This window comes from Roseateles terrae (assembly GCF_014192155.1).
In the GTDB taxonomy this organism is placed as follows: Bacteria; Pseudomonadota; Gammaproteobacteria; order Burkholderiales; family Burkholderiaceae_C; genus Roseateles; species Roseateles terrae.
On the sequence record NZ_JACHXO010000005.1, the window covers coordinates 94,637 to 117,017 of the forward strand.

Sequence of the window (22,381 nt, forward strand, 5' to 3'; positions counted from 1 at the left end):
GTGAAACCGGCGACCCACGCAATGAAAAAAGCTGTGGTGAATGGGTCCGACCCAATTGATGCCAATGCGAACAATGGGCGTGGGGAGCGCCTCTGAATGACGGACCCATCAACGTCCGTCGATGCATTGAAGTGTTGGGTTGGACGCTTTCCAGACGTCGCGGCGAGTGGCCCGATCCCGCCCACCGTTCTAGTGGCAAACACCGAGACGGCTTCCCGCGCACGGCAGTGCTTTGCGGGGGACACTGAACAAATCACCTTCTGACCCGCCGCGGACATCCAGCGCGGGCTTGTGCAATGAACCCGACGCCCATTTCCGTGGAGAGCCCTTCCGTACCCGTGACGCCAGACGCGTCGGTGTCGGGGACCGATGCAGGCGTCGCGAACGCATCCGTGGGCCCGACAGTGAATCGCGGGCAGGGACTGGACGCCCTGAGAGCCGTCATGACGATGCTGGTGGTGCTGCATCACACGGCCATCACCTATGGCGCCATCGGCGGCTGGTTCTACAAGGAGATCCTGCCCAACGGCTCACTGCAGTCGAAGTTGCTGATCTTCTTCTGCACCTTCAATCAGGCCTTTTTCATGGGTCTGTTCTTCCTGCTGGCGGGATACTTCACACCGCGGGCGATCCAGCGCAAGGGCGTGAGGGCCTATCTGCGTGACCGATTCATCCGTCTCGGGCTCCCACTGCTGTGCTTTGGATGGGTGCTGGGACCCATCACCATCGCATGGGCGCAGACGGCCAGCGGACAACCGTTTCTTGAGACGCTGAGCCTGCTGATCAGCCGTGGCGAGTTTGAGCGGGGGCCCTTGTGGTTCTGCCAGGCGCTGCTGATGTTCGCCTGTGCCGCCGCGGTGGTGTTCAAGCTGGGCGGCCTGAGAGCGGTGCCCGCGCCCAACAATCGCCATTTGCTATGGGCGGCCGTCGGCACCGGCGCGGCGGCGTTTGTGCTGCGACTGGTGTGGCCGGTGGGAATGAGCTGGTGGGGACTTCAACTCGGTTACTTCGCCGGTTATCTGACCCTCTTCTGGGGCGGTTATGCGGCGGCCTCCACCCGTTGGCTGGAGCGCCTCGACCCGGCGCAGGTCCAGTTGTGGCGTCGGGTGTGCCGGTGGACGCTGCCCGTCCTGCCGGTGCTGGCGGTGGTCGCGCCGAAGCTGCCTGCGGTTCAGGGACCGGCGGAAGGCGGCTGGCATGTGCTGGCGGCCGTGTATGCCTTCTGGGAGCCGTTCGTGGCCTGGGGGGTGATCCTCGGGCTTCTGTGGCGCTTCCAGCACCGGATGGACCTGAGCCATCCGATCTGGCGCACGATGGGGCAGCGCGCCTACACGATCTTCGTGCTGCACGCGCCGGTGGTCGTCGGCGTCGCGCTGGCCTGGCGGCAGGTGGAGGCGCCTGCCCTGGTCAAGTTCGCTGTGACGGGGGGGCTCAGCTGCTGGTTGAGCTATCTGCTGGCCGGTGTGTGGTTGTGGGTGTGGCGGCGGGTGTCTGCGCCTGGCGCGGGACGCCAGGGCGGGGTGGCTCGGGGGTGAGGGAACCCGCCCGGATGACGCCCCGGGCCACTCAACCGCGCCGAACCAGCGCCAGACGTTCCATCAATCGATCGATGTCCACCGGCTTGGGCAGATGGTCGTCGAATCCGGCGGCAATGGCGGCGTCGCGGTCCTGCAGCGTGGCCAGTCCGCTCAAGGCAATCGCCATCATGCGGATGGAGGCCGACCCATCCGCGCCATTGAGGGCACTGCCCACCTCCGCAGGCCTGTCAGCCGCAGCGGATGCGGTGGAGGCTGCGACCGTTCCGGAACCTCCTGCGCCGGCCCCCGCGCCGCGCCGCTGATGCTCCTGATTGCGCAATTCGCGAATCAGCGCATAACCATCGGTCCCCGGCATCGCCACATCGCTCACCAGCGCATCGAAGCGGTGGATGGCCAGCAGGTCTCTCGCCGCCGCCACCGACCCGGCGGTCATGACCGTTGCGCCCGCCATTCGAAGCACCTGCTCCAGTGCCTCCAGCCCCTGGCTGTCATCGTCCACCAGCAGCAGTTGCATGCCGGTCAGGTCGGACTGTCCGGCGGGGGGCTCCGGCGCGGCCAGCGTCAGATCCTGACCCAGTTCCACCGCCGGGAAACGCACCGTCAGGCGGGTGCCCCGGCCGGTGCCATCACTGTGCGCGGCCACGGTGCCGCCATGCGCCACCACCAGATGCCGCACGATCGACAGGCCCAGTCCCAGCCCGCCATATTCGCGGGTGCGGCTGATGTCCGATTGCGTGAATCGATCAAACAGGTGCGGCAGCAAATCGGGGCTGACGCCAATGCCGGTATCCGCCACCGCCAGTTCAATCATCGTTCCGACCCGGTTCAGGCTCAGCGTGATGCGCCCGCCCGCCGGCGTGAACTTCAAGGCATTGCCCAGGAGGTTGGACACCACCTGCTGCACCCGTCGCGGATCGCCCTGCACCCGCAAGGTGTCTTGCAGGCCGGAAGCCACCAGCGTCAGCTGCTTGGCCTGCGCAGTCGGCATCAGGCCTTCAATCACGGCGCGCGCACTGGCGGCCAGATCAATCGGCCGCATTTCGAGTGCGAGGTGGCCGGATGTGATGCGGGACACGTCCAGCAGGTCGTCAATCAGTTGCGCCTGCGCCTGGCAGTGCTTGAGGATGGTGGCCACCGCGCGGCCGGTGGAGGCTTCGCTCAAGGTGTGCCGCTCATGGGCCTGCCGCAACACCGAAGCCCATCCTGCAATCACGTTCAAGGGCGCCCGCAGTTCGTGCGACACCATGCCCAGGAAGTCGTCCTTGGCGGTGTTGGCGCGCTCGGCGTCCACCCGGGCATCCTGCGCCTGATCCAGGGCACGTTTGAGCTGATGAATATCCTGGAAGGCAATGACTGCGCCGTCAATCCGGTCGTCGGCGGTGCGGTAGGCCCGCACATTGACCATCCACCAGCGCTCTTCATTGTCCTGATACTCGTGTTCGACCGGGGTCAGCCCCTGCACGGCCGCCTGCACCAGCTGTTCCAGATCGCCCAGCGAGAAACGGTTGCTGACGGCGCTCAGTGGCTGGCCGATGTGGTCGGCGGACAGGCCGAACAGCTGCGCCGCCTGGGGCGAGGCATGGCGGAGCTTGAGCTGCCGGTCCAGCAGGACGACCGGCAGAGGAATGCCTTCCACCAGGTTGGTCAGGTCGTCATTGACCACGTCCAGTTGATCATTGCGGGACTTGAGCTCTTCATTCAGGGACACCAGTTCCTGGTTGGCCGATTCAAGCTCCTGCTTGGCGCTCTGCAGTTCTTCGTTGGCGCTCTGCAGTTCCTCATTGGTGCTGAGCATTTCCTCATTGGCGGTGCGCAGCTCCTCATTGGCGGATTCGAATTCAATGACGACCGTCTTGAGCTGGGCCTGGGTGGCTTCCAGTTCATCGGACAGCGTCGTGACCGTGCGCTCCAGTTCGTCCACCCGCGCGCGGGGCGGCTGGCTCGGCAGCACGATGGTCGGGCTGGTCTCATCCACCTGCGGCGCAAGCGTCACCAGGAAATGTGGCAGCGGTGCCTGGGTGTCCACCGGCAGCACTTCCAGCACATAACGCCGTTCCATGAACTGCACCCGATCCCGGCGGACCGGACTCGCGGTGCGTTTGGCTTCAATCAGGGCCGTCCGCACCGGCACATTGAGTTCGGAATGCAGCAGGCGGGGCAGCGCGAGGGTCGCTTCCCCGGTGGCCGGCGAAATGAAGGCCGCCACGTCGCCGCGGAACTGCACCACATCGCCATTGGCGTCCACAACAAAACCCGGCGGCACATAACGAGCCATGGCCACCCGGGTGATGGCGTCGTTCATCATGTCCGGCGCCGGTGGTTGGACAGGGCGCGGCGCGGTTCCTTCACTGGCCCAGGGTCGCAGCGCATCGATCGGGAACAGCGGGCGATGACGCCGTGCCGAGGTGAGTTTGCGGTAGAGATGCGGCGCGCCGGCGTGTTCGAAGCCATCCGCCAGCGACGCGGCCTCCGCGCGGCCAAGAATGAGCAGGCCATCGGGCCGGCAGGCGTAATGCAGCACCTCCAGGACATGCTGCTGCGCTTCCTTGCGCAGGTAGATCATCATGTTGCGGCAACTGATCAGACCCATGCTGGAGAACGGCGCATGGCTGAGCAGGTTGTGTCGCGCGAAGACGCACATCTCCCGCAGGTCCTTGCTGACCAGATAACCGGTGGGCGTGGCATTGAATGCGCTGGCCCGGAAGGGCTCGGGGACGGATTCCACAGCCGCCGCGCTGTAACGGCCGGCTCGGGCGGTCTCGATCGACGCCTCATTGATGTCGGTCCCGAAGATCTGCACCCGCCGATTCACCCCTTCCGTCTGCAATGCATCCCGCAGCAGCATGGCAATGGTGTAGACCTCTTCCCCGGTGGAACAGGCCGGCACCCAGATGCGGATGGGATCGTGCTGCAATTCCAGCAGCTTTGGAATCACCGTCTGGCGCAGCACATTCACGAATTCCGCGTCCCGGAAGAAAGCGGTGACGCCGATCAACACGTCGTCCCGCAATGACGCTGCCTCCTGCGCGTCGGAACGCAGCAATTGCAGATAGGCGGGAACGTCGCGGTTCTTCTGCAGCAGCACACGGCGCAGGAAGCGGCGGCGAAGGTTCACGTCCTTCACATAGCCCAGGTTCACGCCGGTCTTCTGCTGCACGATGCCCAGCGCGGTGTCCAATGCATCGGCATTGGTTTCCATCGGCCCGTCATCGGTGTCATGCGCCGGATCGCCGAAACGTCGCACCAGCGCCGGCGCGATGTCGGCCGGCGGCAGCACCTGCTCCACGAGTCCGGTGTTGATGGCCGCAGTCGGCATGCTGTCATGCTCGGCGCTGTTGGGCGCCTGGGCAATCACCAGACCGCCGGCTGATCGAAGGTCCGCCAGTCCATCGGCGCCATCGCGGCCGGAGCCTGAGAGGATCACAGCGGCGGCATGCACGTCTGGATCCTGCGCCAGCGAAGCCAGGCAGACATCGAGCGGCAGATGAGGCCCCGGCTGGCGACGCGTCAGGCGGAAGTGACCGTCCAGCGCATGCACCAAGGCGTTTTCCGGCAGGACATAGACGTGGTCGTGCTCGATCTTGGTGAACTGCTGCAAGCGCTGCACCGGCAGCTCGGTGCGTGTCTGCAGCAGTTCGTGCAGATGCGATTCGATGTCAGGCGGGAGGTGGGTGATGACGAGCACCGCAAAACCGGGCGCGCGTGGCAACCCGGCGAGGACGGTACTCAACACTTCAATGCTTCCGGCCGAGCCGCCCAGCACCACGACTCGCACGACGGGATTCTGGTCTGGCTCCACCCGATGCCCCTTGCAGATATGACTTTTTGGCGGCCAGAGTCTACCGTTCTCACGGCCTCCGGGCGTTAGCGTTGGTGCGGGGTCTGCGCGGCCTCTGGACCGCTCCATGGCATCGGCTCACGCCGATTCAGGCTGTACGCCGTAGACCCGAGAGTGATGGGGCATGCGGCATGCCCGAGAGCTCATGACGACAAGAATTCGACCGACTGCCGTTTGCGGACCGCACAGTCAGCGACGCTCGGATGGGGCGACGTCAGGCGTGACGTCAGGCGTGACGTCAGGCGTGACGTCAAGCGCGAGTCATCGGAGGTAGGACTTCAACACCTTGGCCATGGCCTCTGTTTCGACCTGGCGGCTGTGCTCGTCCAGCGTCGGAGAGGCCAGGTGTTCCCGCAGATGCCCCTCCATGACCTCGGCCATGAGGCCATTCACCGCGCCGCGGATGGCGGCGATCTGCTGGAGCACGTCCAGACAGTCCTCCTCGCCATCGACCGCGCGTTCCAGCGCCGCGGTCTGACCCTGGATGCGTCGGATCCGGCCCAGCAGCTTTTTCTTCCCGGTGATGGTGTGTGCCATGGACGTCGATTCTAGAGAGGCGTGACGGCGGAGGATGCCTGGGACAATATACTGGGGGGGAGTATGCCAAAAGGATCTGCGCCATGACATCCCCAGCCTCTCTTGCCCCGCATCAGCACACCCACGTCTTTGATGAGGGCAATCCGCTGGCGGAGCGCAACACCCGCTGGGCCGTGTTGCTGACCGTGGTGATGATGGTGGCGGAGATCGCCGGCGGTTATTTGTTCAATTCCATGGCATTGCTGGCGGATGGGTGGCACATGAGTTCCCATGCGGTGGCATTGGGGGTCTCGGTGCTGGCCTACGGCGCCGCCCGGCGCTGGGCGAGGGACGGACGCTTCGCCTTTGGGACATGGAAAATTGAAATCCTGGGCGGCTTCAGCAGTGCCCTGTTGCTGATCGGGGTGGCAGGTCTGATGGCCTTCCAATCGGTCGAACGGCTGATCTCACCCACGCCGATTCACTATTCACAAGCCGTGGCAGTGGCCGTCCTCGGGTTGGGGGTGAACCTGATCTGCGCGTGGCTGCTGCGCGGCGGTCACCATCACGGCCACGGCCACGGCCACGGCCACGGCCACGGGCATGGGCATGCTCATGAGAACGCCCATGACGATCACCACGATCACCACGACCTCAACCTCCGCGCTGCCTACATCCACGTCCTGGCGGACGCCGCCACCTCGGTGCTGGCCATCGTGGCCCTGCTCGCCGGCTGGTATCTGGGACTGAGCTGGCTGGACCCGGTGATGGGCATCGTCGGCGCGGTGCTGGTGCTGGTGTGGGCGCGTGGGCTGGTCATCGACACCGGCCGAGTGCTGCTGGACGCCGAAATGGATGCGCCGGTGGTGCAGGAGGTCCGCGACGTGATCCAGGCCAGCCCCTGGCCGGCCACGATCACCGACCTGCATGTCTGGCGCGTCGGCCGCAGCCACTACGCCTGCATCCTGTCGGTGGTGACGGCGACTGACGCACGGCCGGAAGATTTCAAACAACTTCTGGCCGTTCATGAGGAATTGCGTCACATCACGGTCGAGGTGAACCGCGCCACAATCGCGGCCCTATGAAAACCAACTATCTGCTCGCCGCCATCCTGGTCTCCAGCACTGTGGGGGCCTTCATCAGCAGCCGGTCGATGAAAACCGTCGCCTGCCTGATCTCTGCCGTGATCGCGCTCTACGCGTTGCTTCGTCAGGTCATCTGACCTGTCAAAGGGGGAGGTGGCTCTCAACCCCCTCTTTGGAGCGTATGCATCCGACAGCCTTGTTGTCCTGACGCATACCAGGGCCGCCGAGGCCCCAGGTCCCCGCGACACCTCTCTGTATCTCCTTGTTTTTGCAGGCATCCCGCCTGCCGGAACCGGATCAGCCGCCGTCCAGCCGGTGAGCGCCGACCGTCTGTCCAGAGGTCCTGGCGCCGCCCCGGGTACACCCTATGGTGGGATGGCACGTCCGACGTCTGCGCCTGATAGTGGCGACATGAGGGGAGATCAAGACATGCGACATCGATTCGCCGCCCACCCGGTGGGTCATCAGCACCACCAGTTCAGCCTGGTGATGCAACGCATCCTGCGCCAGACCGAGTTGATGATGCAGCGCCGCCTGGCCGCGTCCGGTCAGGCCACTGACGCGGACCGTCCTTCGCTGGACGGACTGGAAGTGACCGAGTCCACCTGGGACGACTGGGCCGAAGCCGTCAGTCACCGGGACGACCGGGCAGGACGCTGAACCTGCGTCCGAGACGTCGCCAGCGTGGGCCCTCGCCGGCTCGTGAGGCGGCTGAGCGTCAGGCGTCCTGCCTGGCAAACCGGATGGACGCTGCGGGCGCAGTCGCCATCCGGGGTCCAAAATTCTGCAGGTGACTGAGGATACGGGTGTGATGGGCAGAGATTTGCGCCGCCGTCAGCTCGCCATCGTCGATGGTGCTGTGTCCGTCTGACACCAGCGTCACGTCATACCCCGACGACAAGGCACGCCGCACGGTCGTGTCCACACAGTAATCGCTCTGCAATCCACCGATCACCAGGTGGCGAATGCCGAGCATGCGCAGCAGCGCATCCAGATCGGTGCGGTGAAACGAGTCGGCCGCCGTCTTGCGGATGCGCGGCTCTCCCGGCTGGGCGTCGAGCCGGCTGTCCAGTTGCCAGGCTTCGCTGCCGTGTTGCAGTCCGCCTTCTTCGTTCTCTTCATGCTGCACAAAAAGCACGGGAACGCTGGCGGCGCGCGCGTCGCGAATCAGGCCGTTGAGCCGTTCAATGACGTTTTCAATGTCAAAACAGGCATAGCGTCCATGGCACAGCAGGTGCTGAACGTCGATGATCATCAGGGCAGTGCGATGGGCCATGGCGTGGAAGACCCGGGCGGGTCTGCAGATGCATCCAGCTCGCCAGCATACGACGGGCTGGACGCCGAATCACGCCGAATCACGCCGAATCACGCCATCTGGCACGATTGCGGAAACGGCGGCTCAGGCTTGTGGCGGAGCGATCTCAGGTCGGCATGCCGGCCTGGGCCCGCTTCATCTGCTCACTGAAGACCTGTTCCATCGATTTCTTTTCCGGCAGCACGTACACGATGCCGCCGCGCTTGCCCATGATCGGCCACAGCTGGCTTTCAAAGAACTTCACCGGCATGTTGATGCAGCCGTAGCTGATGCGGTTGTCCTTGGGTGTGGGCGTGGCCAGTCGCTCGAGGCGACGCTCGGCGGGATTGGTCGGACGGACGCGGTGCATGGAGACCGCAGCCTCATAGTCCACCCACAACACATCCTCATTCATGGCGTTTCGTCCAGGCTGTGCGACGAACCGGCCGGCAGCGGTGGTGCGCTCCGACGGCTTCACTTCAGCAATGGGACGCAGCCCAATGCCGGCGACGCTGTCGTCCCCGGCGGCGTAACCCAGTAGCACAGGGGTGGCACCGGCAAGTTTCCCATCCGGGTAGAACACAAACACCTGCGCCTGACGCTTGTCGAGGATCGCAAACGGCCGACCGCCGTGGTCGTATCCGGCCATGACCCAACCGGCGAGCTGGCGCGCCTGCGAGGACGCTTTCACCTTGCCGAAATCGGCCTTGCCGCCCAGGACCATGCGCGGCCGGGGCGGAATGGCGCCCGCGGCGCGCTGCGGGCCCTGTGTCTGAACGACATCAGGCTGCTGCACGGCACGGGCTTCTCTCATCACATATCTCGCCGCCGGCCAGGCAATGGCCGCGGCGACCAGTCCCAAGGCCAGACCCTGGGCGGCCCACACCACGTTGTCTCGAAGCGAGCCGGCCGCCGGCGGCGCCGGTGTGCCGGAATCATCTGCGGTGGAATCACCGCTGGAATATCCGCTTGATGCTCGCAGCATGGGACCCCCTCTTCAGGATCAGGCGCTCAGGACTGAGTCCGGCGACCGGACCTTAGTTGCGGTCAGCGCGAGGAGCAGGCGTACCGGCCGAGGTCGGCTCGGTGGGCAGCGGGTCCTGCTGCGAAGCAGCATTCTGGTTTTGCCAGGTGTTGTCCTGGGTCTGCATCTGCTGGTTGGACGGCGCCGAGTTCGATTGCGACTCGCTGTAGGTCTGCTGCTGCGGATTGGCAGCGCTGGCAGCCGGATCCTGCGACCGGGCCATGCTCTGCTCAGCCGGCACGGCCTGCTGCGACGGGTCCGTCATTTGCGACGATTGCTGTTGCTGCGTGGTCTGGGTTTGGGTGGCATCAGTCGCATTTTCGGTTTGCGCATAAGCCAGACCCAGCACGCTCGCAAAAGCGGTCAGGGCGACGGCACCGGTCACAAGGGATTTGGTCGGGTTCATCAGTCTCTCCTTTAGGCTTGAATTGGCTTGCCGATCGCTGGATCGGGTAGGACTAACTGTGGACCTTCCAACGGCGCTTGTGAGTGGGTCGAAGCCGTCAGCGCCTGTAGGACAAAGGGAAGCTTTCAGTTCGATACATGGAGGACGTTCACTGTTCTCCCTGCGGCGCGCTCCCGCTCAATGCTAGGCGGCAATGCCACGCCACGCCAGGAATGTCACCGTCAGCCACGCGGGCACCAACGCCAGCCAGCCGAAATGGACGAAGGCGAGCGCGCCGAGGATCGCGCCGGCACCAAAGGCCACGATGGGCCACAGCATCTTCTGAATGCGGCTGCGCAGTTCGGGTGTGCCGCTGCCGAGCAGGCAATCGGTCAGGTCCAGCACCAGCTGGGTGACATTGCCGGTCATGACGGTATGCGGGGTGAGCTTGCTCAGCAGCAGACGCCCCATGCCGTTTTGCAGGCCCATGGCGGTGGCCCCCAACAACCCGGCGGCGATGGCCATCGGGTGCTCCGAACCCCGGATCGGATGGCCATAGAGTCCGGCGAGCATGAAGGCCAGCAACAGCAACGCCTGAAGACTGAGCAGGGTGCGTACCGCGTTATAGCCATGACGCTCGCAGCACAAGGCAATGATCCGCGAGGCGGCCACCGCCAGGATGAAGGCCGGGAACGCCAGCAGTTTGAGCAGCACGCCGTGCCCGGGGCGCGCCAATTCAGCGCCGATCAGGACAAAGTTGCCGGTGACGTGAGCAGTGAACAGGCCGAAGAGGGCCACAAAACCCAGCGTATCGACATATCCGCCAACGGCTGCCAGCAGCGTGGCACCGGTGTTGGACGACAGCGGGGAGGTCTGGGGCGGCGTTGGCAGGGCTGCGGAGGGGGAACTATTCATGGCAATGCAGAGAATGAAGAGGGAAGGGAATCGCCGTCATCGTGAACGTCTTCGGCACGATCGTCCTATCCCATTCGGGCACGCCCGGGTGACCAAGGCCTGCGTCGAGCCGTGTCCTCTGTCGTCAGATGTCCGTCAAAGTTACAAAGAAGGTGACATCTGCCTCGGCGCCTTACGCGCAAAGCATCCGCAATAAGAACAATAGGGATGCTCCCTAGACCCGGAGATGCCCGTATTCCAGCAGCCGCTGGATTTCCGAGGAAACCCCGAGAAGTCAGGTGCGACATTCGTCACAGGGGCCTCTGCATCCGCCCGCGTGCCCGACGCCATCGGCATCCAGCCCTCGCACGAACACCGCATTCGCCTTCCGCACGGAGTCGTGCGAACGTGCACAAGTTGTCGCGTCGGCGCGATATACATCCGTACAGCTTGTGGGGTTGTACGGTTTCGTCAATCGTTACCCTCAATATGTGCGGTCTCGCGCGGACCCTCTCAGTCTTTACCGGATGTAACGAGTGAGCGGTTCCTAACGAAACCGATGCTGGCGATGGACGGAGGGGTTCATGCGCCAGTGAAGTAACCGAAGAAAAGGCCCGAGGGCCCATTCAATTTCAGGAGGACCCATGTCTTCAGTGCTGACCGACCCCAGCGTCGCTCCCAGCGGCGCAAGCTGGCTGAGCAAGGAGCGCACCATTGCAGCGCCCGGCTTCAATCGCTGGCTGGTGCCGCCGAGCGCCCTGGCCATTCACCTGTGCATCGGGATGGCCTACGGCTTCTCGGTGTTCTGGCTGCCGCTGTCCAAGCTGATGCAGACCGCCGGGACCGGCGCGGCCTGCGGCAAGGACGTGAGTTTCTTTGACCAGCTGTTCACCACCCAGTGCGACTGGACCGTGACCACGCTCGGTCTGATGTACACCCTGTTCTTCGTGTTCCTGGGTTGCTCCGCCGCCATCTGGGGCGGTTGGCTGGAACGTGCCGGCCCGCGCAAGGCCGGTCTGGTCAGCGCGCTGTGCTGGTGCGGCGGCATGATGATCTCCGCCCTGGGCATTCACACCCATCAGCTCTGGATGATGATCCTGGGCTCCGGCGTGATCGGCGGCATCGGTCTGGGTCTGGGCTACATCTCGCCCGTCTCCACGCTGATCAAGTGGTTCCCGGACCGTCGTGGCATGGCCACCGGCATGGCCATCATGGGCTTCGGCGGCGGCGCGATGATCGGCTCGCCCCTGGCGGTGGAGCTGATGAAGCACTTCGCCACGCCCACCGACCCCGGTGTGATGCAGACCTTCGTGGTCATGGCGCTGATCTACTTTGCCTTCATGGTCGCCGGGGCCCTGGGCTACCGCGTGCCGCCGTCAGGCTGGAAGCCGGAAGGCTGGACGCCGCCCGTCGCCGCCGCTGCCAACACCATGGTCACCCAGCGTCACGTGCATGTGAAGAAGGTGTGGGGCATCCCGCAGTTCTGGCTGGTGTGGATCGTGCTGTGCATGAACGTGAGCGCCGGCATCGGCGTGATCGGCATGGCCAGCCCGATGCTGCAGGAAATCTTCGGTGGCTCGCTGATCGGTGTGGACGCCAAGTTCGGTCAGCTCGACAAGACCCAACTGGCTGCCATCGCTGGCATCGCCGCTGGTTTCGCTGCGCTGCTGAGCCTGTTCAACATCGGTGGCCGCTTCTTCTGGGCCACGCTGTCGGACAAGCTGGGCCGCAAGATGACCTACACGATCTTCTTCGTGCTGGGCGGTCTGCTGTATGCCAGCCTGCCGAGCAGCGCGGGCGCTGGCAACAAGCTGGCCTTCGTGGGTGCGGTGTGCGTGATCCTGTCGATGTACGGCGGCGGCTTCGCCACCGTGCCGGCCTACCTGGGCGACCTGTTCGGCACCCAGATGGTGGGCGCCATCCACGGCCGTCTGCTGACCGCCTGGGCCACCGCCGGCATCCTCGGCCCCATCGTCGTGAACTTCATGCGCGACTATCAGCTGGGTCTGGGCATCCCGCGTGAGCAGGTCTACAACCAGACGATGTACATCCTGGTCGGCCTGCTGGTGATCGGCCTGATCGCCAACCTGCTGGTCCGTCCGGTGGCCGACAAGCACTTCATGACCGACGCTGAACTGGCGGTCGAGAAGCAGCTGGCCAGCGAGCGCGCTGCCGCCAACGAAGTGGGTAGCGGCCCGGGCGTGGGCAAGGCAACGCCGACCTTCCTGGTGGCACTGGCCTGGCTGGCCGTGGGCATCCCGCTGGCGTGGGGCATCTACCGCACGGCACTGACGGTGGCCAAGCTCTTCGCCTGACCCTGAAGCCGACCGCTGGCCGGTCGGCATGACCCCAGGCGAGCGCGCTGTCGCGTTCGCCTTTATTCTCAGCCTCGCCCCGTCGGCGGCCTGTCATCGGCGCCCCGGGGCGAGCTTCGTTCGGACGCTTCCATTGCGGGCGGCCGAACGTCACTGACGCCAGAGCCGAGGACCGGATGAGCGAACAAAAGATCCACTTCTACAAGGGCCCCGCCGGTGGCTGGGGCGCGCTGCGCAGCGTCGCCAAGCACCTGCAGGAGCAGGGCATTGCGGTGAAGGGCGCCAAGACGCTACTGTCGGCCAATCAGCCGGACGGCTTCGACTGCCCGGGCTGCGCCTGGCCCGACCGCGACCACCGCTCCACCTTCGAGTTCTGCGAGAACGGCGCCAAAGCCATCTCCGCGGAAGCCACCGCCAAGCGCGCGACGCCGGAAGTGCTGAGCGCCCACACGGTGAGCTGGCTGGCCGAGCAGTCCGATTACGACCTGGAAAACATGGGCCGCATCACCGAGCCCATGATGTATGACCCGGTCAGCGACACCTATCAGCGCACCACCTGGGATGCCGCCTTCGAACTGATTGCCAGCAAGCTCAATGCGCTGGCCGATCCCAATGAAGCGCTGTTCTACACCTCGGGACGGGCCAGCAATGAAGCGGCCTTCCTGTATCAGCTGTTCGTGCGCGAATTCGGCACCAACAACTTCCCCGACTGCTCGAACATGTGCCACGAGCCCAGCGGCCAGGGCCTGAAGCCGACGATCGGCATCGGCAAGGGCACGGTCACGCTGCACGACTTCGAGAAGGCCGACGCCATCTTTGTGTTCGGCCAGAACCCCGGGACCAACCACCCGCGCATGCTGGGTGAACTGCGCGAAGCGTCCAAGCGCGGTTGCAAGATCGTCAGCTTCAATCCGCTGCGTGAGCGCGGCCTGGAGCGTTTTGCCGATCCGCAGAACAAGATGGAGATGGCGACGCTGGGCAGCACCCCGATTTCGTCCCACTACTTCCAGCTGCGCATTGGCGGCGACATGGCCGTGATGAAGGGCCTGTGCAAGCGGGTGCTGGAGCTGGACGATGCCGCCGTGGCCGAAGGCCGCGAACGCGTGCTGGACGTACCCTTCATCGAGCAGCACACCGCCGGCTTCGAAGCCTTTGCCCAGAGCATCCGCGACGAAGACTGGGAGACGCTGGAAGCGGAATCCGGCCTGTCGCAGGAGCAGCTGTGCGCCGCCGGCGATCTCTACGCCGACGCCAAGCGCGTCATCATCTGCTGGGGCATGGGCATCACCCAGCACCAGTATTCGGTGGCCACCATCCAGCATATTGCGGCGCTGCTGATGCTGCGCGGCAATCTGGGTCGTGAAGGCGCGGGCGCCTGCCCGGTGCGCGGTCATAGCAATGTGCAGGGCGACCGCACCATGGGCATCTATGAAAAGCCGGCCCCGGCTTTCCTGGACCGCCTCGGTCAGGTCTTCGGCTTCGAGCCGCCGCGCCAACATGGCTATGGCACCGTGGAGGCCATCCAGGCAATGCTGGACGGCAAGGCCAAGGTGTTCATCGCCCTGGGCGGCAACTTCGCATCGGCCACGCCCGATACGCTGGCCACCTGGAAGGCGCTGCGCAGCACCGAGCTGACGGTGCATGTCACCACCAAGTTCAACCGCAGCCACACGATTCATGGCAAGCACGCCCTGGTGCTGCCCTGCCTGGGCCGCACCGAGATCGACATGCAGGCCGGCGGCCCGCAGGGCGTGACGGTGGAAGACTCGATGAGCATGGTGCACATCTCCAGCGGCATGAATGCGCCCGCCTCGGAGCATCTGCTGTCCGAGCCGATGATCGTCGCCCGGATGGCGGCCGCCACGCTCAAGCACAGCAAGACGCCGTGGCTGTGGATGGTGGAGGACTACAGCCGCATCCGCGACAAGATCGAGGAAGTCTTCGACGACTTCAAGGGCTTCAACGAGAAGATCAAGACGCCCGGCGGCTTCCGGCTGCGCAACACCGCCAGCGAGCGGGTGTGGGCGACGCCGGCCGGCAAGGCCACCTTCATTCCGTTTGCCCTGCCCACCGACACGCCGGTGCATCAGGCGCGCGAGCGTCTTCGCGAGCACAAGACGGTGGTGTTCAACCTGGCCACCGTGCGCTCGCACGATCAGTACAACACCACCATCTACGGCATGGACGACCGCTATCGCGGCGTGTGGGGCCACCGCCGCGTGGTCTTCATCCATCCGGAGGACCTCAAGGCCATCGGCATGAAGGCCGGTGAATGGGTGGACATCACCAGTGTCTACAGCGACGGTCAGGAACGTCGGGCGGAGAAGTTCGTGCTGATCGAGTACGACATCCCGCGCGGCTGCCTGGCCAGCTACTTCCCGGAGACCAACAGCCTGGTGCCGCTGTCCAGCGTGTCGATCGGCGCGGGCACGCCCACGTCCAAGTCGATTCCGGTGGTGCTGACGCTGCGTCCGCAGGACACGCCGATTCCCCAGGAACAGGCGCGTTCGGTGGAAGGTGCTTCGGTCGGAGTTTGAGGCGACTGCTGGTGTGCCGATGACCGAGTCGACGACCTTGCCGGCGACCGAGCTGGAGAGCGGGCCGGAGAGTGGGCTCGAGACCGAGCCTGCCGAAGGCGCCGCCTTCGAAACCCAGGCCCGGCTCGCCCTGCAGGCCCTGGCGGAGCTCGATGGTGGCAAGGGCGTGTCCCTGCCGCGCCTGGCCAAACGCACCGGCCTGCGGGTGAGCGTGCTGCTGCGTCTCTTCACCCTGCTCAGTGATGCGCGGGTGGGAGACACCGCCGGCCCCGGATGGGTGCGGCTGGTGCTGGAGGAGGACGGTCGCTGGATGGCCAGCATGACAGCGGCCGGACGAGGGGATCCCGAACAGTGGGATCATTCGTCGCCATGAGCCGTTCTGCTTCCCCGCCTGCTCCTGCTCCGGTGTCATTGCCGGAGGCGAAACCGGTGCCATCGTCCGTGTCATCCCACGCCTCATCGCTTACCTCTTCGCCAGTGCCATCGCCGATGTCATCGCCTGTCTCATCGCCCGTGCCGAGGCCGGCCTCGTCCCCTATGCCCGCCGACGCTGGGCAGGCGCATCCCGAGCCCGGGGCCTGCGCGCTGGACGACGCCGACGCGCCTCTGCCCGCCGCGCTGGTCAGCGTTCGGCCGACCCGCCTCGGCGGTCCGGCCCGAGGCGACGAGGAATGGGTGGCGGAAGAGGTGCCCATTGCGCTGGAGTACAACGGACTGTCCCATGCGGTGATGCTGGCGACCCCGCTGGACCTGGAGGACTTCGCGCTCGGGTTCTCGCTGAGCGAGAACTTGATCGGATCGCCGGCGGACCTGCTGGACGTGGAGGTGCATACCCGGCCGCAAGGGGTGGCGCTGCAGCTCCGGGTGACGGCGCGGTGTGAGCTGATGCTCAAGGAACGTCGTCGCACACTGGCGGGCCGGACCGGCTGCGGCCTGTGCGGCACCGACAGCCTGGATCAGGTGTTCCGTCCACCCAGCCGGCCGCTGGCGCCGCTGGCGGTGGCGCGGGATCAGTTGATCCCCGTCTTGTCCCGCGCGATGCGGGAGCTGTCGGAAGCGCAGCCGCTGCAGCAGCGCAGCGGCGGCATTCATGCGGCGGCATGGTGCAGTCCGGCGGGCGAGGTGCTGATGGTCCGGGAGGACGTTGGCCGTCACAACGCGCTGGACAAGCTGGTGGGCGCGCTCGCGCGCGCGCAGGTGGACACGGCGCAAGGCTTTGCAGCGGTGACCAGCCGGGCGAGTTTCGAGATGGTGCAGAAGGCAGCCGGCGCGGGCATCTCACTGCTGGCGGCGGTGTCAGCGCCGACGCATCTGGCCATCCGCACGGCCCAGGCCTGCGGCCTCACGCTGGCCGGTTTTGTCCGCGAAGGGCGGGCGACGCTCTACAGCTGAGGCTGCGCTCAGAACTTGCAGCCCAGGCCCAGATGGGCCGAGACCTCAAATGTGGTGTCGCCGTTCTGGCTCTTGCCGAGCTTGGAGGGCAGGCGAAAGCGCGTGGCGCACTCGGTAGCTTCCAGACCCATGCTGCGCAGGAACTGCTTCGGCGCTTCCATGCCGACGCTGATCGCGTGGTGGGCGCGCTTGGGTGGCGGGCCGATCACTGAGGGTTCGCGCGGGAGCTCAACGAGCTTGATCTCCGGGAGTGAGAGGGACTTGAACCGGGATTCGGTGGCGGCGGCGGCCGAGCGCCAATCCTGGGCGCTCATGGGAAGCCGCATCGACAGATGCGGACGCAGGCTCAGCCAGCTGGCGGACGGGGACGATGCCGGCGCAGCTTCGGCGGAGGAGGGCGGCACCGGCAAAGGCGTGAGGTCTGCTGCCGCGCCTGTTCCTGTCGCTGTTCCTGCGCCCGTACCCGTGCCCGACACCTTGGCGGATGGGTTCAAGGCATTGGCAGCGCTGTTCACCGTGTTCGCCGTGTTTGCACCGATGGTGCCGTTCGCGGCGTCCCGGGCCACGTTCGCGGGCGCCACCATCGCCACGGTCGCCGGTCCGACCATCGCCAGGGTGACGGCGGTGGTCGCCGTCGGCGTTGCACCGACGCTGCCCGCTGCGGCGCTGATCTCCAGCGCCCAACACGACGAGGTGACGACGCACAGCGCCGTCAAGCATCCCACGCGTTGCCACGTGCGCCCGGTCATGCTGCCATCCACCTTGGCCATAGGGCCTCCCCAAACCATGACTTGTGGGATGGGAGCGTGACGGCGCAGGCTGAAGGCGGCCTGAAGTCGTGGCGCTTCGGCCTAGGTGAAATCACCGGTAGATGGGGAAGACCCCGAGCGGCGGTGACAAGTCTTGAAACACATCGGCCGTCTCGGCGGCGAACGAAGCGGACGGCGTTGGCACTACGCCGGCAAGCACCCTGAACGACCTCCGGATGCCTTCTCGAGAGACATCGAAGTTCGCGTCGATCGCTTGGGTTGCAAGCCGGTAATGCGCGTAGATGCAGCTATTAGGGATTCGGTTGAATTTATGCTGGTGATAAAATCGTGCCGTCGCTTTGGATGTGTGACCCATCAGACCTGCCTCTCCATGAGGGTCGCGGACGTCTGTTGCAAGGCTGGGGCCCCTTGTTCGATCTTCCTGCGCTACAGGCGCGATTGCGCTCGGGCAAGTTGGACCTGTCGGATGACCAGCAGTGCTGGGTGGCCACCAACGCCTGCTGGGATGAATTGAGCAAGCTGAACTGGACGACGGGGCGCCAACTCCGCGACCTGCTGCTGGCGCTTCGTCCGGGCACACGCAGCCAGGGCGGCGATTTCGTCAACGCCCAGTGGTGTGCGGATTCGGAAGGTGCGCTTTGGCCCTGCGATGCCTACAAGGTTCGCGTGGACGAACACAGGAACTTTCGCCGCACAGCCCAAGGGCTTGAGTTCTATGTGAAGTTCTCGATGAATGAAGCTGGCGAGTTCTTCCTGGTGTTGATTCAGTGTCACCTGGGGCGCTTCCGGCTCCGGTCTTAGCCTTTGAGTTCAGGAGTACCCCATGACTAACCCGATCGCTGCTGCCTGTCGTTCGTGCCGCAAGGGTTCGATGCAGCCCATCGAACGCATGCAGACCTATGCACCGCCCGGCACGGACGGCGTGGTCATCACCCAGTTGGCAGCCCGCTGCGACCAGTGCGGGAAGGAGACCGTCCTGCCCTCGCAGATGGACGAAAACCTTCGACGGCGGGCCGCCCGAAAAGCGCATTACGGGCTTTACCTGCTGGGCGAAGAGATCTTCGCATTCCGGCGGAAATACGGCCTGACACAGCAGGCGGCATCTCGCCTCTTCGGCAAGGGCATCATCGCGTTTTCTCGGTACGAGTCCGAGAAGTCTTATCCCGACGAAAGCACCACCAAACTGATTCGCGCCGCCATGCGCCATCCGGCGCTGTTGAAGGAGCTTGCCGACGAATCGGGTGTCGAGATCCCGTTGTGGGAGGCTCGATGTGCGGACGAGCGTGAGCGTGAGCAGGTGTCGCTGGCAACCAGCCGCAGGCCCAAGACTTCGCTGCCGCGACCGACTGTTCAGTTCCTGGAACTGATGGAACAGCGCACCGGCCCGCTCCGATCCGCCAAAGCCTCCAACATCGGCGCCACCAAAGCGAACAGGCGCCAGAAGGCGCCTGCTGCAAGGTGAAGAGCTCTGGAGGTCCGGAGGTCTGGCGCGTCAGCCCACCAAGCCCAGCAACCTCGGCAGCGCCAGCGACAGTCCCGGCCAGTAGGTCACCACCAGCAGGAAGCCCAGCATCGTCAGCAGCCAGGGCCAGACGGCCACGGTCAGCTCAGTGATGCCCATCTTCGTGATGCCGGAGGCCACGTACAGGTTCAGCCCCACCGGCGGATGGCACAGCCCCACCTCCATGTTCACCGCCATCAGGATGCCCAGGTGCACCGGGTCCACCCCCAGCTTCGCGGCCACCGGGAACAGGATCGGCGCCATGATGAGCACGATGGCCGCCGGATCCATGAAGTTGCCCGCACCCAGCAGGATCAGGTTGACCAGCAGCAGGAACACCACCAGACCGAAGCCCTGCGCCGACATCCACGCCGCCATCGTCTGCGGAATCTGCTCCGACGCCATCAGGAAGCTGAACAGCACCGCATTCGTGATGATGTAGAGCAACATCGAGCTCATGGCCGCCGCCTTCAGCAGCACCCGCGGCACATCCTTCAGCCCCATGTCCTTGTAGACGAACACCGAAATGATGAAGGCATAGACCGCCGCCACCGCCGCCGCTTCCGTCGGCGTGAACTTGCCGCTGTAGATGCCGCCGATCACCACCACGATCAGCATCAGGCCCCAGAAGCTGTCGCGGAAGGCCTTGAAGCGCTCCGCCCAGCTGGCCTTGGGCATCCGGGGATAGTCGAACTTCTTGGCCCGGTACCAGGTCGTCACGCCCAGCAGCAGCGACAGCACCAGACCCGGCACCACACCCGCCATGAAGAGCTGACCCACCGACGCCGTGCCCACCGACTCGCCATTCGGACCGGTGGCCGACATGCCGGCCGTCGCAATGGAGAACATCACCAGGTTGATCGACGGCGGGAACAGGATGCCCAGCGCGCCTGACGTGGTGATCACCCCCGCCCCGAACTGCTTCGGATACCCCTGATTGGTCATTGCCGGCAGGATGATCGAGCCCACCGCCACCACCGTCGCCACCGACGAACCGGAGATGGCGGCGAACATGGCGCAGGCCAGCACACCCGCCAGCCCAAGGCCGCCGAACCAGTGGCCGATCATCGTGGTGGCGAAGTGGATGATCCGTCTCGCCACCCCGCCGTGGGTCAGGAAGTTGCCCGCCAGGATGAAGAAGGGCACCGCCATGATCTCGAACTTCTCGATGCCGGTGAACAGCTTCAGGGCCACCGATTCAATCGGCACCTGCGTCATCGTGAAGAGATAGGTCAGGACCGTCAGGCCCAGCGAGATGGAGATCGGCATGCCGGTGAGCATCAGCAGCACCAGCAGCGAAAAGATGATCAGGGTGTTCATGGACGCAGCTCCTCCTGGGCCAGGGCCGTCGGCGTGGCCGGCGAGGGGTTGTCTTCAATGCCTTCCACATGACCGTGGTCCGCATGCGGCACGTCGCCGGTGCGGATGAAGTGCCAGCACACCTGCAGGAATCGGAAGCACATCAGGTAGCTGCCCAGCGGCACGCAGGCGTAGGCGATCCAGGTGGGGATCTCCATGTCCGGCGAGGTCGGCCCTTCCGGGATCTCCCCGGGGTCACGACCCAGCGCATGCAGGAAGGCATAGTGGGCACCGTTCTCCCAGACGAAGGTGGCGCCCAGCGTGCCGATGGTGGCGGTGAACACCGCACCGGCCAGCAGGCTGAAGATCACCAGGTATTTCGCATGCTCGGGCTTGAGCTTGCGCACGATCACGTCCACGCCGACGTGGGTGCCCGCCCGCACGCCGTAAGCCGCGCCGAACTTGGCCATCCACACAAACATGTAGATGCACAGCTCCTGCGCCCAGCTGACGTCGATGCGGATGATCCAGTCCTGCAGCACCGGCACGCCCGCGAGAAAGCGATGCAGCACTGCCATCGCGATCACCAGCGTCGCCGCCGCCATGAGGAGGCTGATCAAGCTCTCCTCCAATCGATCCAGCCATTTCATGAGAAGTCCCCCAGACCGCGGGCAGTGGCGGACGACGCAGGCGTGCAGAGAAAAGGCCAAGCCTTCCCCCTGAGCTCCCGCTGGAAGTCCGTCCGCCGCTGGCGGCGTTCAGGTGTCGAGGTGAGTGAGGGCCGCTTTATTGCGGCTTGACGAAGCCGGCCGCCTTGTACGCCGCTTCGATGGTGGCCTTGCCGACGCGGCCTTCCATGTCACGGTGCACCGACATCAGCGCCGACTTCCATTCGTTGGTTTCCGCCGGCGTCAGCGTGTAGATGGTGGTCTTGCCGCTGGCGCGGATCTTCTCGAGCGCCTGCTGGTTCTCGGTGGCCGCGATGGCATTGGCATAGACGGTCGCGTCCTTGACGCTGCTGTCCACCACGCCGCGCAGATCGGCCGGCAGGCCGTCATAGAACTTCTTGTTGATGATCAGCGCGTAGGCCAGATGACCGTGGTTGCTGAGCGTCGTGTGCTTCTGCACTTCGTAGGTCTTCTGGGTGTAGAAGTTGGACGGCACGCCTTCGGTGCCATCCACCACGCCCGACTGCAGGGCCTGGTAGAGCTCGGAGAAGGCCATCACCTGCGGGATCGCGCCCAGCGCCCGCATTTGTGCGTCCAGCACCTTGGAGCTCTGGATGCGCATCTTCAGACCCTTGAAGTCCGCCACATGGTGCAGCGGCTTGTTGGCGCTCATGATGTGGAAGCCGTTGTCCCAGAAAGCCAGGCCCTTGATGCCCTTGGGCTCCAGCTTCTTGAACAGTTCCATGCCCAGGGTCTGGGTGGTGTTGCGGAAGGACGCGTCATCCTTGAAGAGGAAGGGCAGGTCAAAGACCTCGAACTCCTTCACACCCAGCGGACCGAACTTGGCCAGAGACGGCGCCAGCATCTGCACCGAGCCGAGCTGCAGGGCTTCCAGCTCTTCCTTGTCCTTGTAGAGCTGGCTGTTCGGATAGACCTCCACCTTCAGGCGGCCCTTGCTGCGCTCTTCCACCAGTTCCTTGAAGCGCTGCGCGCCCTTGCCCTTGGGCGTGTCCGGCGCCACCACGTGGCTCAGCTTGATCACGATGGGCGCCTGGGCGAAGGCACCCAGACCGGTGGACAGGCCGGCAATCGCCACAGCGGCGGACAGCAACAGGCGGCGGGGGAAGGCAGCGGACATGAATGTCTCCTGATGGACTTCTGATCTTGTGGTCACAGGCGGTGGCCGTCTCGGGAAGGGAGCGGGACGGACGTCCCCGACCTCACCTGCATGCGGCGGATTGTGAAAACCCCGGCCGTCGCCGCCCAGTTGTGGACTTCCACATCCAGCGGCTTTCAAGATCCGGATCACCGCCAATCGCCCGCTG

Annotated in this window: 20 protein-coding genes; 10 read left to right on the top strand and 10 right to left on the bottom strand. The window is 65.1% G+C overall.

All coding sequences use genetic code 11. The annotated features are described in order from the left end of the window. Positions 1-404: 404 nt before the first annotated feature. The gene (locus FHS28_RS14585) at positions 405-1,535 is read left to right on the top strand and encodes an acyltransferase family protein (protein ID WP_310736798.1); all 1,131 of its coding nucleotides are present in this window, start codon (positions 405-407) and stop codon (positions 1,533-1,535) included. A gap of 31 nt (positions 1,536-1,566) precedes the next feature. On the opposite strand, the gene FHS28_RS14590 is transcribed toward FHS28_RS14585, so the two are convergent. After that, a complete protein-coding gene (locus FHS28_RS14590; RefSeq protein WP_310736795.1) occupies positions 1,567-5,313 on the bottom strand; it encodes a CheR family methyltransferase in 3,747 nt (1,248 codons plus the stop codon). A gap of 324 nt (positions 5,314-5,637) precedes the next feature. Next, complete coding sequence (locus tag FHS28_RS14595; protein WP_088451727.1) at positions 5,638-5,913, bottom strand: metal/formaldehyde-sensitive transcriptional repressor; 276 nt, start codon at positions 5,911-5,913, stop codon at positions 5,638-5,640. An 83-nt stretch (positions 5,914-5,996) separates the two neighbouring features. Here FHS28_RS14595 and dmeF point away from each other — a divergent pair, with 83 nt between their 5' ends. The 3 genes from dmeF (at position 5,997) to FHS28_RS14610 (ending at position 7,637) form a co-directional block, all read left to right on the top strand. Further along, a complete protein-coding gene (gene dmeF, locus FHS28_RS14600) occupies positions 5,997-6,977 on the top strand; it encodes a CDF family Co(II)/Ni(II) efflux transporter DmeF (protein ID WP_088451729.1) in 981 nt (326 codons plus the stop codon). Continuing rightward, the gene (locus FHS28_RS14605; RefSeq protein ID WP_184294911.1) at positions 6,974-7,114 is read left to right on the top strand and encodes a hypothetical protein; all 141 of its coding nucleotides are present in this window, start codon (positions 6,974-6,976) and stop codon (positions 7,112-7,114) included. The genes dmeF and FHS28_RS14605 overlap by 4 nt, the downstream gene beginning before the upstream one ends. Positions 7,115-7,406: 292 nt before the next feature. After that, complete coding sequence (locus FHS28_RS14610; RefSeq protein WP_088451731.1) at positions 7,407-7,637, top strand: hypothetical protein; 231 nt, start codon at positions 7,407-7,409, stop codon at positions 7,635-7,637. Between the two features lie 58 nt (positions 7,638-7,695). Here FHS28_RS14610 and FHS28_RS14615 read toward each other — a convergent pair whose 3' ends face one another. The 4 genes from FHS28_RS14615 to FHS28_RS14630 all read right to left on the bottom strand — a co-directional run bounded on the left by FHS28_RS14615 (position 7,696) and on the right by FHS28_RS14630 (position 10,595). After that, positions 7,696-8,253 (bottom strand): cysteine hydrolase family protein, encoded by a 558-nt coding sequence (locus tag FHS28_RS14615; protein ID WP_088451733.1) that lies wholly within the window; start codon positions 8,251-8,253, stop codon positions 7,696-7,698. A 145-nt stretch (positions 8,254-8,398) separates the two neighbouring features. After that, the gene (locus FHS28_RS14620; protein WP_184294914.1) at positions 8,399-9,256 is read right to left on the bottom strand and encodes a hypothetical protein; all 858 of its coding nucleotides are present in this window, start codon (positions 9,254-9,256) and stop codon (positions 8,399-8,401) included. A 52-nt stretch (positions 9,257-9,308) separates the two neighbouring features. Continuing rightward, complete coding sequence (locus FHS28_RS14625) at positions 9,309-9,701, bottom strand: hypothetical protein (protein WP_088451735.1); 393 nt, start codon at positions 9,699-9,701, stop codon at positions 9,309-9,311. Positions 9,702-9,884: 183 nt separating this feature from the next. Then, the gene (locus FHS28_RS14630) at positions 9,885-10,595 is read right to left on the bottom strand and encodes a YoaK family protein (protein WP_088451737.1); all 711 of its coding nucleotides are present in this window, start codon (positions 10,593-10,595) and stop codon (positions 9,885-9,887) included. A 623-nt stretch (positions 10,596-11,218) separates the two neighbouring features. Here FHS28_RS14630 and FHS28_RS14635 point away from each other — a divergent pair. The 4 genes from FHS28_RS14635 (at position 11,219) to fdhD (ending at position 16,818) form a co-directional block, all read left to right on the top strand. Then, positions 11,219-12,889 (top strand): OFA family MFS transporter, encoded by a 1,671-nt coding sequence (locus FHS28_RS14635; RefSeq protein WP_088451739.1) that lies wholly within the window; start codon positions 11,219-11,221, stop codon positions 12,887-12,889. Positions 12,890-13,065: 176 nt separating this feature from the next. After that, positions 13,066-15,426 (top strand): FdhF/YdeP family oxidoreductase, encoded by a 2,361-nt coding sequence (locus tag FHS28_RS14640; protein WP_088451741.1) that lies wholly within the window; start codon positions 13,066-13,068, stop codon positions 15,424-15,426. A gap of 19 nt (positions 15,427-15,445) precedes the next feature. Continuing rightward, positions 15,446-15,799: a hypothetical protein gene (locus FHS28_RS14645; RefSeq protein WP_246410135.1), complete on the top strand. Its 354-nt coding sequence runs from the start codon at positions 15,446-15,448 to the stop codon at positions 15,797-15,799. A gap of 164 nt (positions 15,800-15,963) precedes the next feature. After that, entirely contained in the window at positions 15,964-16,818 is an 855-nt protein-coding gene (gene fdhD / locus FHS28_RS14650) for a formate dehydrogenase accessory sulfurtransferase FdhD (protein WP_088451743.1), read from the top strand. Between the two features lie 8 nt (positions 16,819-16,826). On the opposite strand, the gene FHS28_RS14655 is transcribed toward fdhD, so the two are convergent. Continuing rightward, positions 16,827-17,567 carry a hypothetical protein gene (locus FHS28_RS14655; RefSeq protein ID WP_184294917.1) on the bottom strand — a complete coding sequence of 247 codons (741 nt, stop codon included), beginning with the start codon at positions 17,565-17,567 and terminating at the stop codon, positions 16,827-16,829. A gap of 504 nt (positions 17,568-18,071) precedes the next feature. Here FHS28_RS14655 and FHS28_RS14660 point away from each other — a divergent pair. Together FHS28_RS14660 and FHS28_RS14665 are read left to right on the top strand one after the other, a co-directional pair. After that, complete coding sequence (locus FHS28_RS14660; protein ID WP_184294920.1) at positions 18,072-18,389, top strand: hypothetical protein; 318 nt, start codon at positions 18,072-18,074, stop codon at positions 18,387-18,389. Positions 18,390-18,411: 22 nt separating this feature from the next. After that, a complete protein-coding gene (locus FHS28_RS14665) occupies positions 18,412-19,050 on the top strand; it encodes a type II TA system antitoxin MqsA family protein (RefSeq protein WP_088451751.1) in 639 nt (212 codons plus the stop codon). 30 nt (positions 19,051-19,080) lie between these two features. Here FHS28_RS14665 and FHS28_RS14670 read toward each other — a convergent pair whose 3' ends face one another. The 3 genes from FHS28_RS14670 to FHS28_RS14680 form a co-directional block, all read right to left on the bottom strand. Then, positions 19,081-20,409, bottom strand: a complete 1,329-nt coding sequence (locus FHS28_RS14670; RefSeq protein ID WP_088451753.1) for a TRAP transporter large permease — start codon at positions 20,407-20,409, stop codon at positions 19,081-19,083. Then, on the bottom strand, positions 20,406-21,038 hold the full coding sequence (locus tag FHS28_RS14675) for a TRAP transporter small permease (RefSeq protein WP_088451755.1): 633 nt from the start codon (positions 21,036-21,038) through the stop codon (positions 20,406-20,408). The genes FHS28_RS14670 and FHS28_RS14675 overlap by 4 nt, the downstream gene beginning before the upstream one ends. 136 nt (positions 21,039-21,174) lie before the next feature. Then, positions 21,175-22,194: a TRAP transporter substrate-binding protein gene (locus FHS28_RS14680; RefSeq protein ID WP_088451757.1), complete on the bottom strand. Its 1,020-nt coding sequence runs from the start codon at positions 22,192-22,194 to the stop codon at positions 21,175-21,177. Between the last annotated feature and the right edge of the window lie 187 nt (positions 22,195-22,381).

Bases quoted from the DNA above. Each gene is read 5' to 3' on its own strand.
- FHS28_RS14595 (WP_088451727.1), bottom strand. From the start codon at position 5,913: ATGGCACACACCATCACCGGGAAGAAAAAGCTGCTGGGCCGGATCCGA.
- FHS28_RS14620 (WP_184294914.1), bottom strand. From the start codon at position 9,256: ATGCTGCGAGCATCAAGCGGATATTCCAGCGGTGATTCCACCGCAGAT.
- dmeF (WP_088451729.1), top strand. From the start codon at position 5,997: ATGACATCCCCAGCCTCTCTTGCCCCGCATCAGCACACCCACGTCTTT.
- FHS28_RS14625 (WP_088451735.1), bottom strand. From the start codon at position 9,701: ATGAACCCGACCAAATCCCTTGTGACCGGTGCCGTCGCCCTGACCGCT.
- FHS28_RS14615 (WP_088451733.1), bottom strand. From the start codon at position 8,253: ATGGCCCATCGCACTGCCCTGATGATCATCGACGTTCAGCACCTGCTG.
- FHS28_RS14605 (WP_184294911.1), top strand. From the start codon at position 6,974: ATGAAAACCAACTATCTGCTCGCCGCCATCCTGGTCTCCAGCACTGTG.
- FHS28_RS14635 (WP_088451739.1), top strand. From the start codon at position 11,219: ATGTCTTCAGTGCTGACCGACCCCAGCGTCGCTCCCAGCGGCGCAAGC.
- FHS28_RS14680 (WP_088451757.1), bottom strand. From the start codon at position 22,194: ATGTCCGCTGCCTTCCCCCGCCGCCTGTTGCTGTCCGCCGCTGTGGCG.
- FHS28_RS14640 (WP_088451741.1), top strand. From the start codon at position 13,066: ATGAGCGAACAAAAGATCCACTTCTACAAGGGCCCCGCCGGTGGCTGG.
- FHS28_RS14610 (WP_088451731.1), top strand. From the start codon at position 7,407: ATGCGACATCGATTCGCCGCCCACCCGGTGGGTCATCAGCACCACCAG.
- FHS28_RS14645 (WP_246410135.1), top strand. From the start codon at position 15,446: ATGACCGAGTCGACGACCTTGCCGGCGACCGAGCTGGAGAGCGGGCCG.
- FHS28_RS14675 (WP_088451755.1), bottom strand. From the start codon at position 21,038: ATGAAATGGCTGGATCGATTGGAGGAGAGCTTGATCAGCCTCCTCATG.
- FHS28_RS14665 (WP_088451751.1), top strand. From the start codon at position 18,412: ATGACTAACCCGATCGCTGCTGCCTGTCGTTCGTGCCGCAAGGGTTCG.
- fdhD (WP_088451743.1), top strand. From the start codon at position 15,964: ATGCCCGCCGACGCTGGGCAGGCGCATCCCGAGCCCGGGGCCTGCGCG.
- FHS28_RS14670 (WP_088451753.1), bottom strand. From the start codon at position 20,409: ATGAACACCCTGATCATCTTTTCGCTGCTGGTGCTGCTGATGCTCACC.
- FHS28_RS14630 (WP_088451737.1), bottom strand. From the start codon at position 10,595: ATGAATAGTTCCCCCTCCGCAGCCCTGCCAACGCCGCCCCAGACCTCC.
- FHS28_RS14655 (WP_184294917.1), bottom strand. From the start codon at position 17,567: ATGACCGGGCGCACGTGGCAACGCGTGGGATGCTTGACGGCGCTGTGC.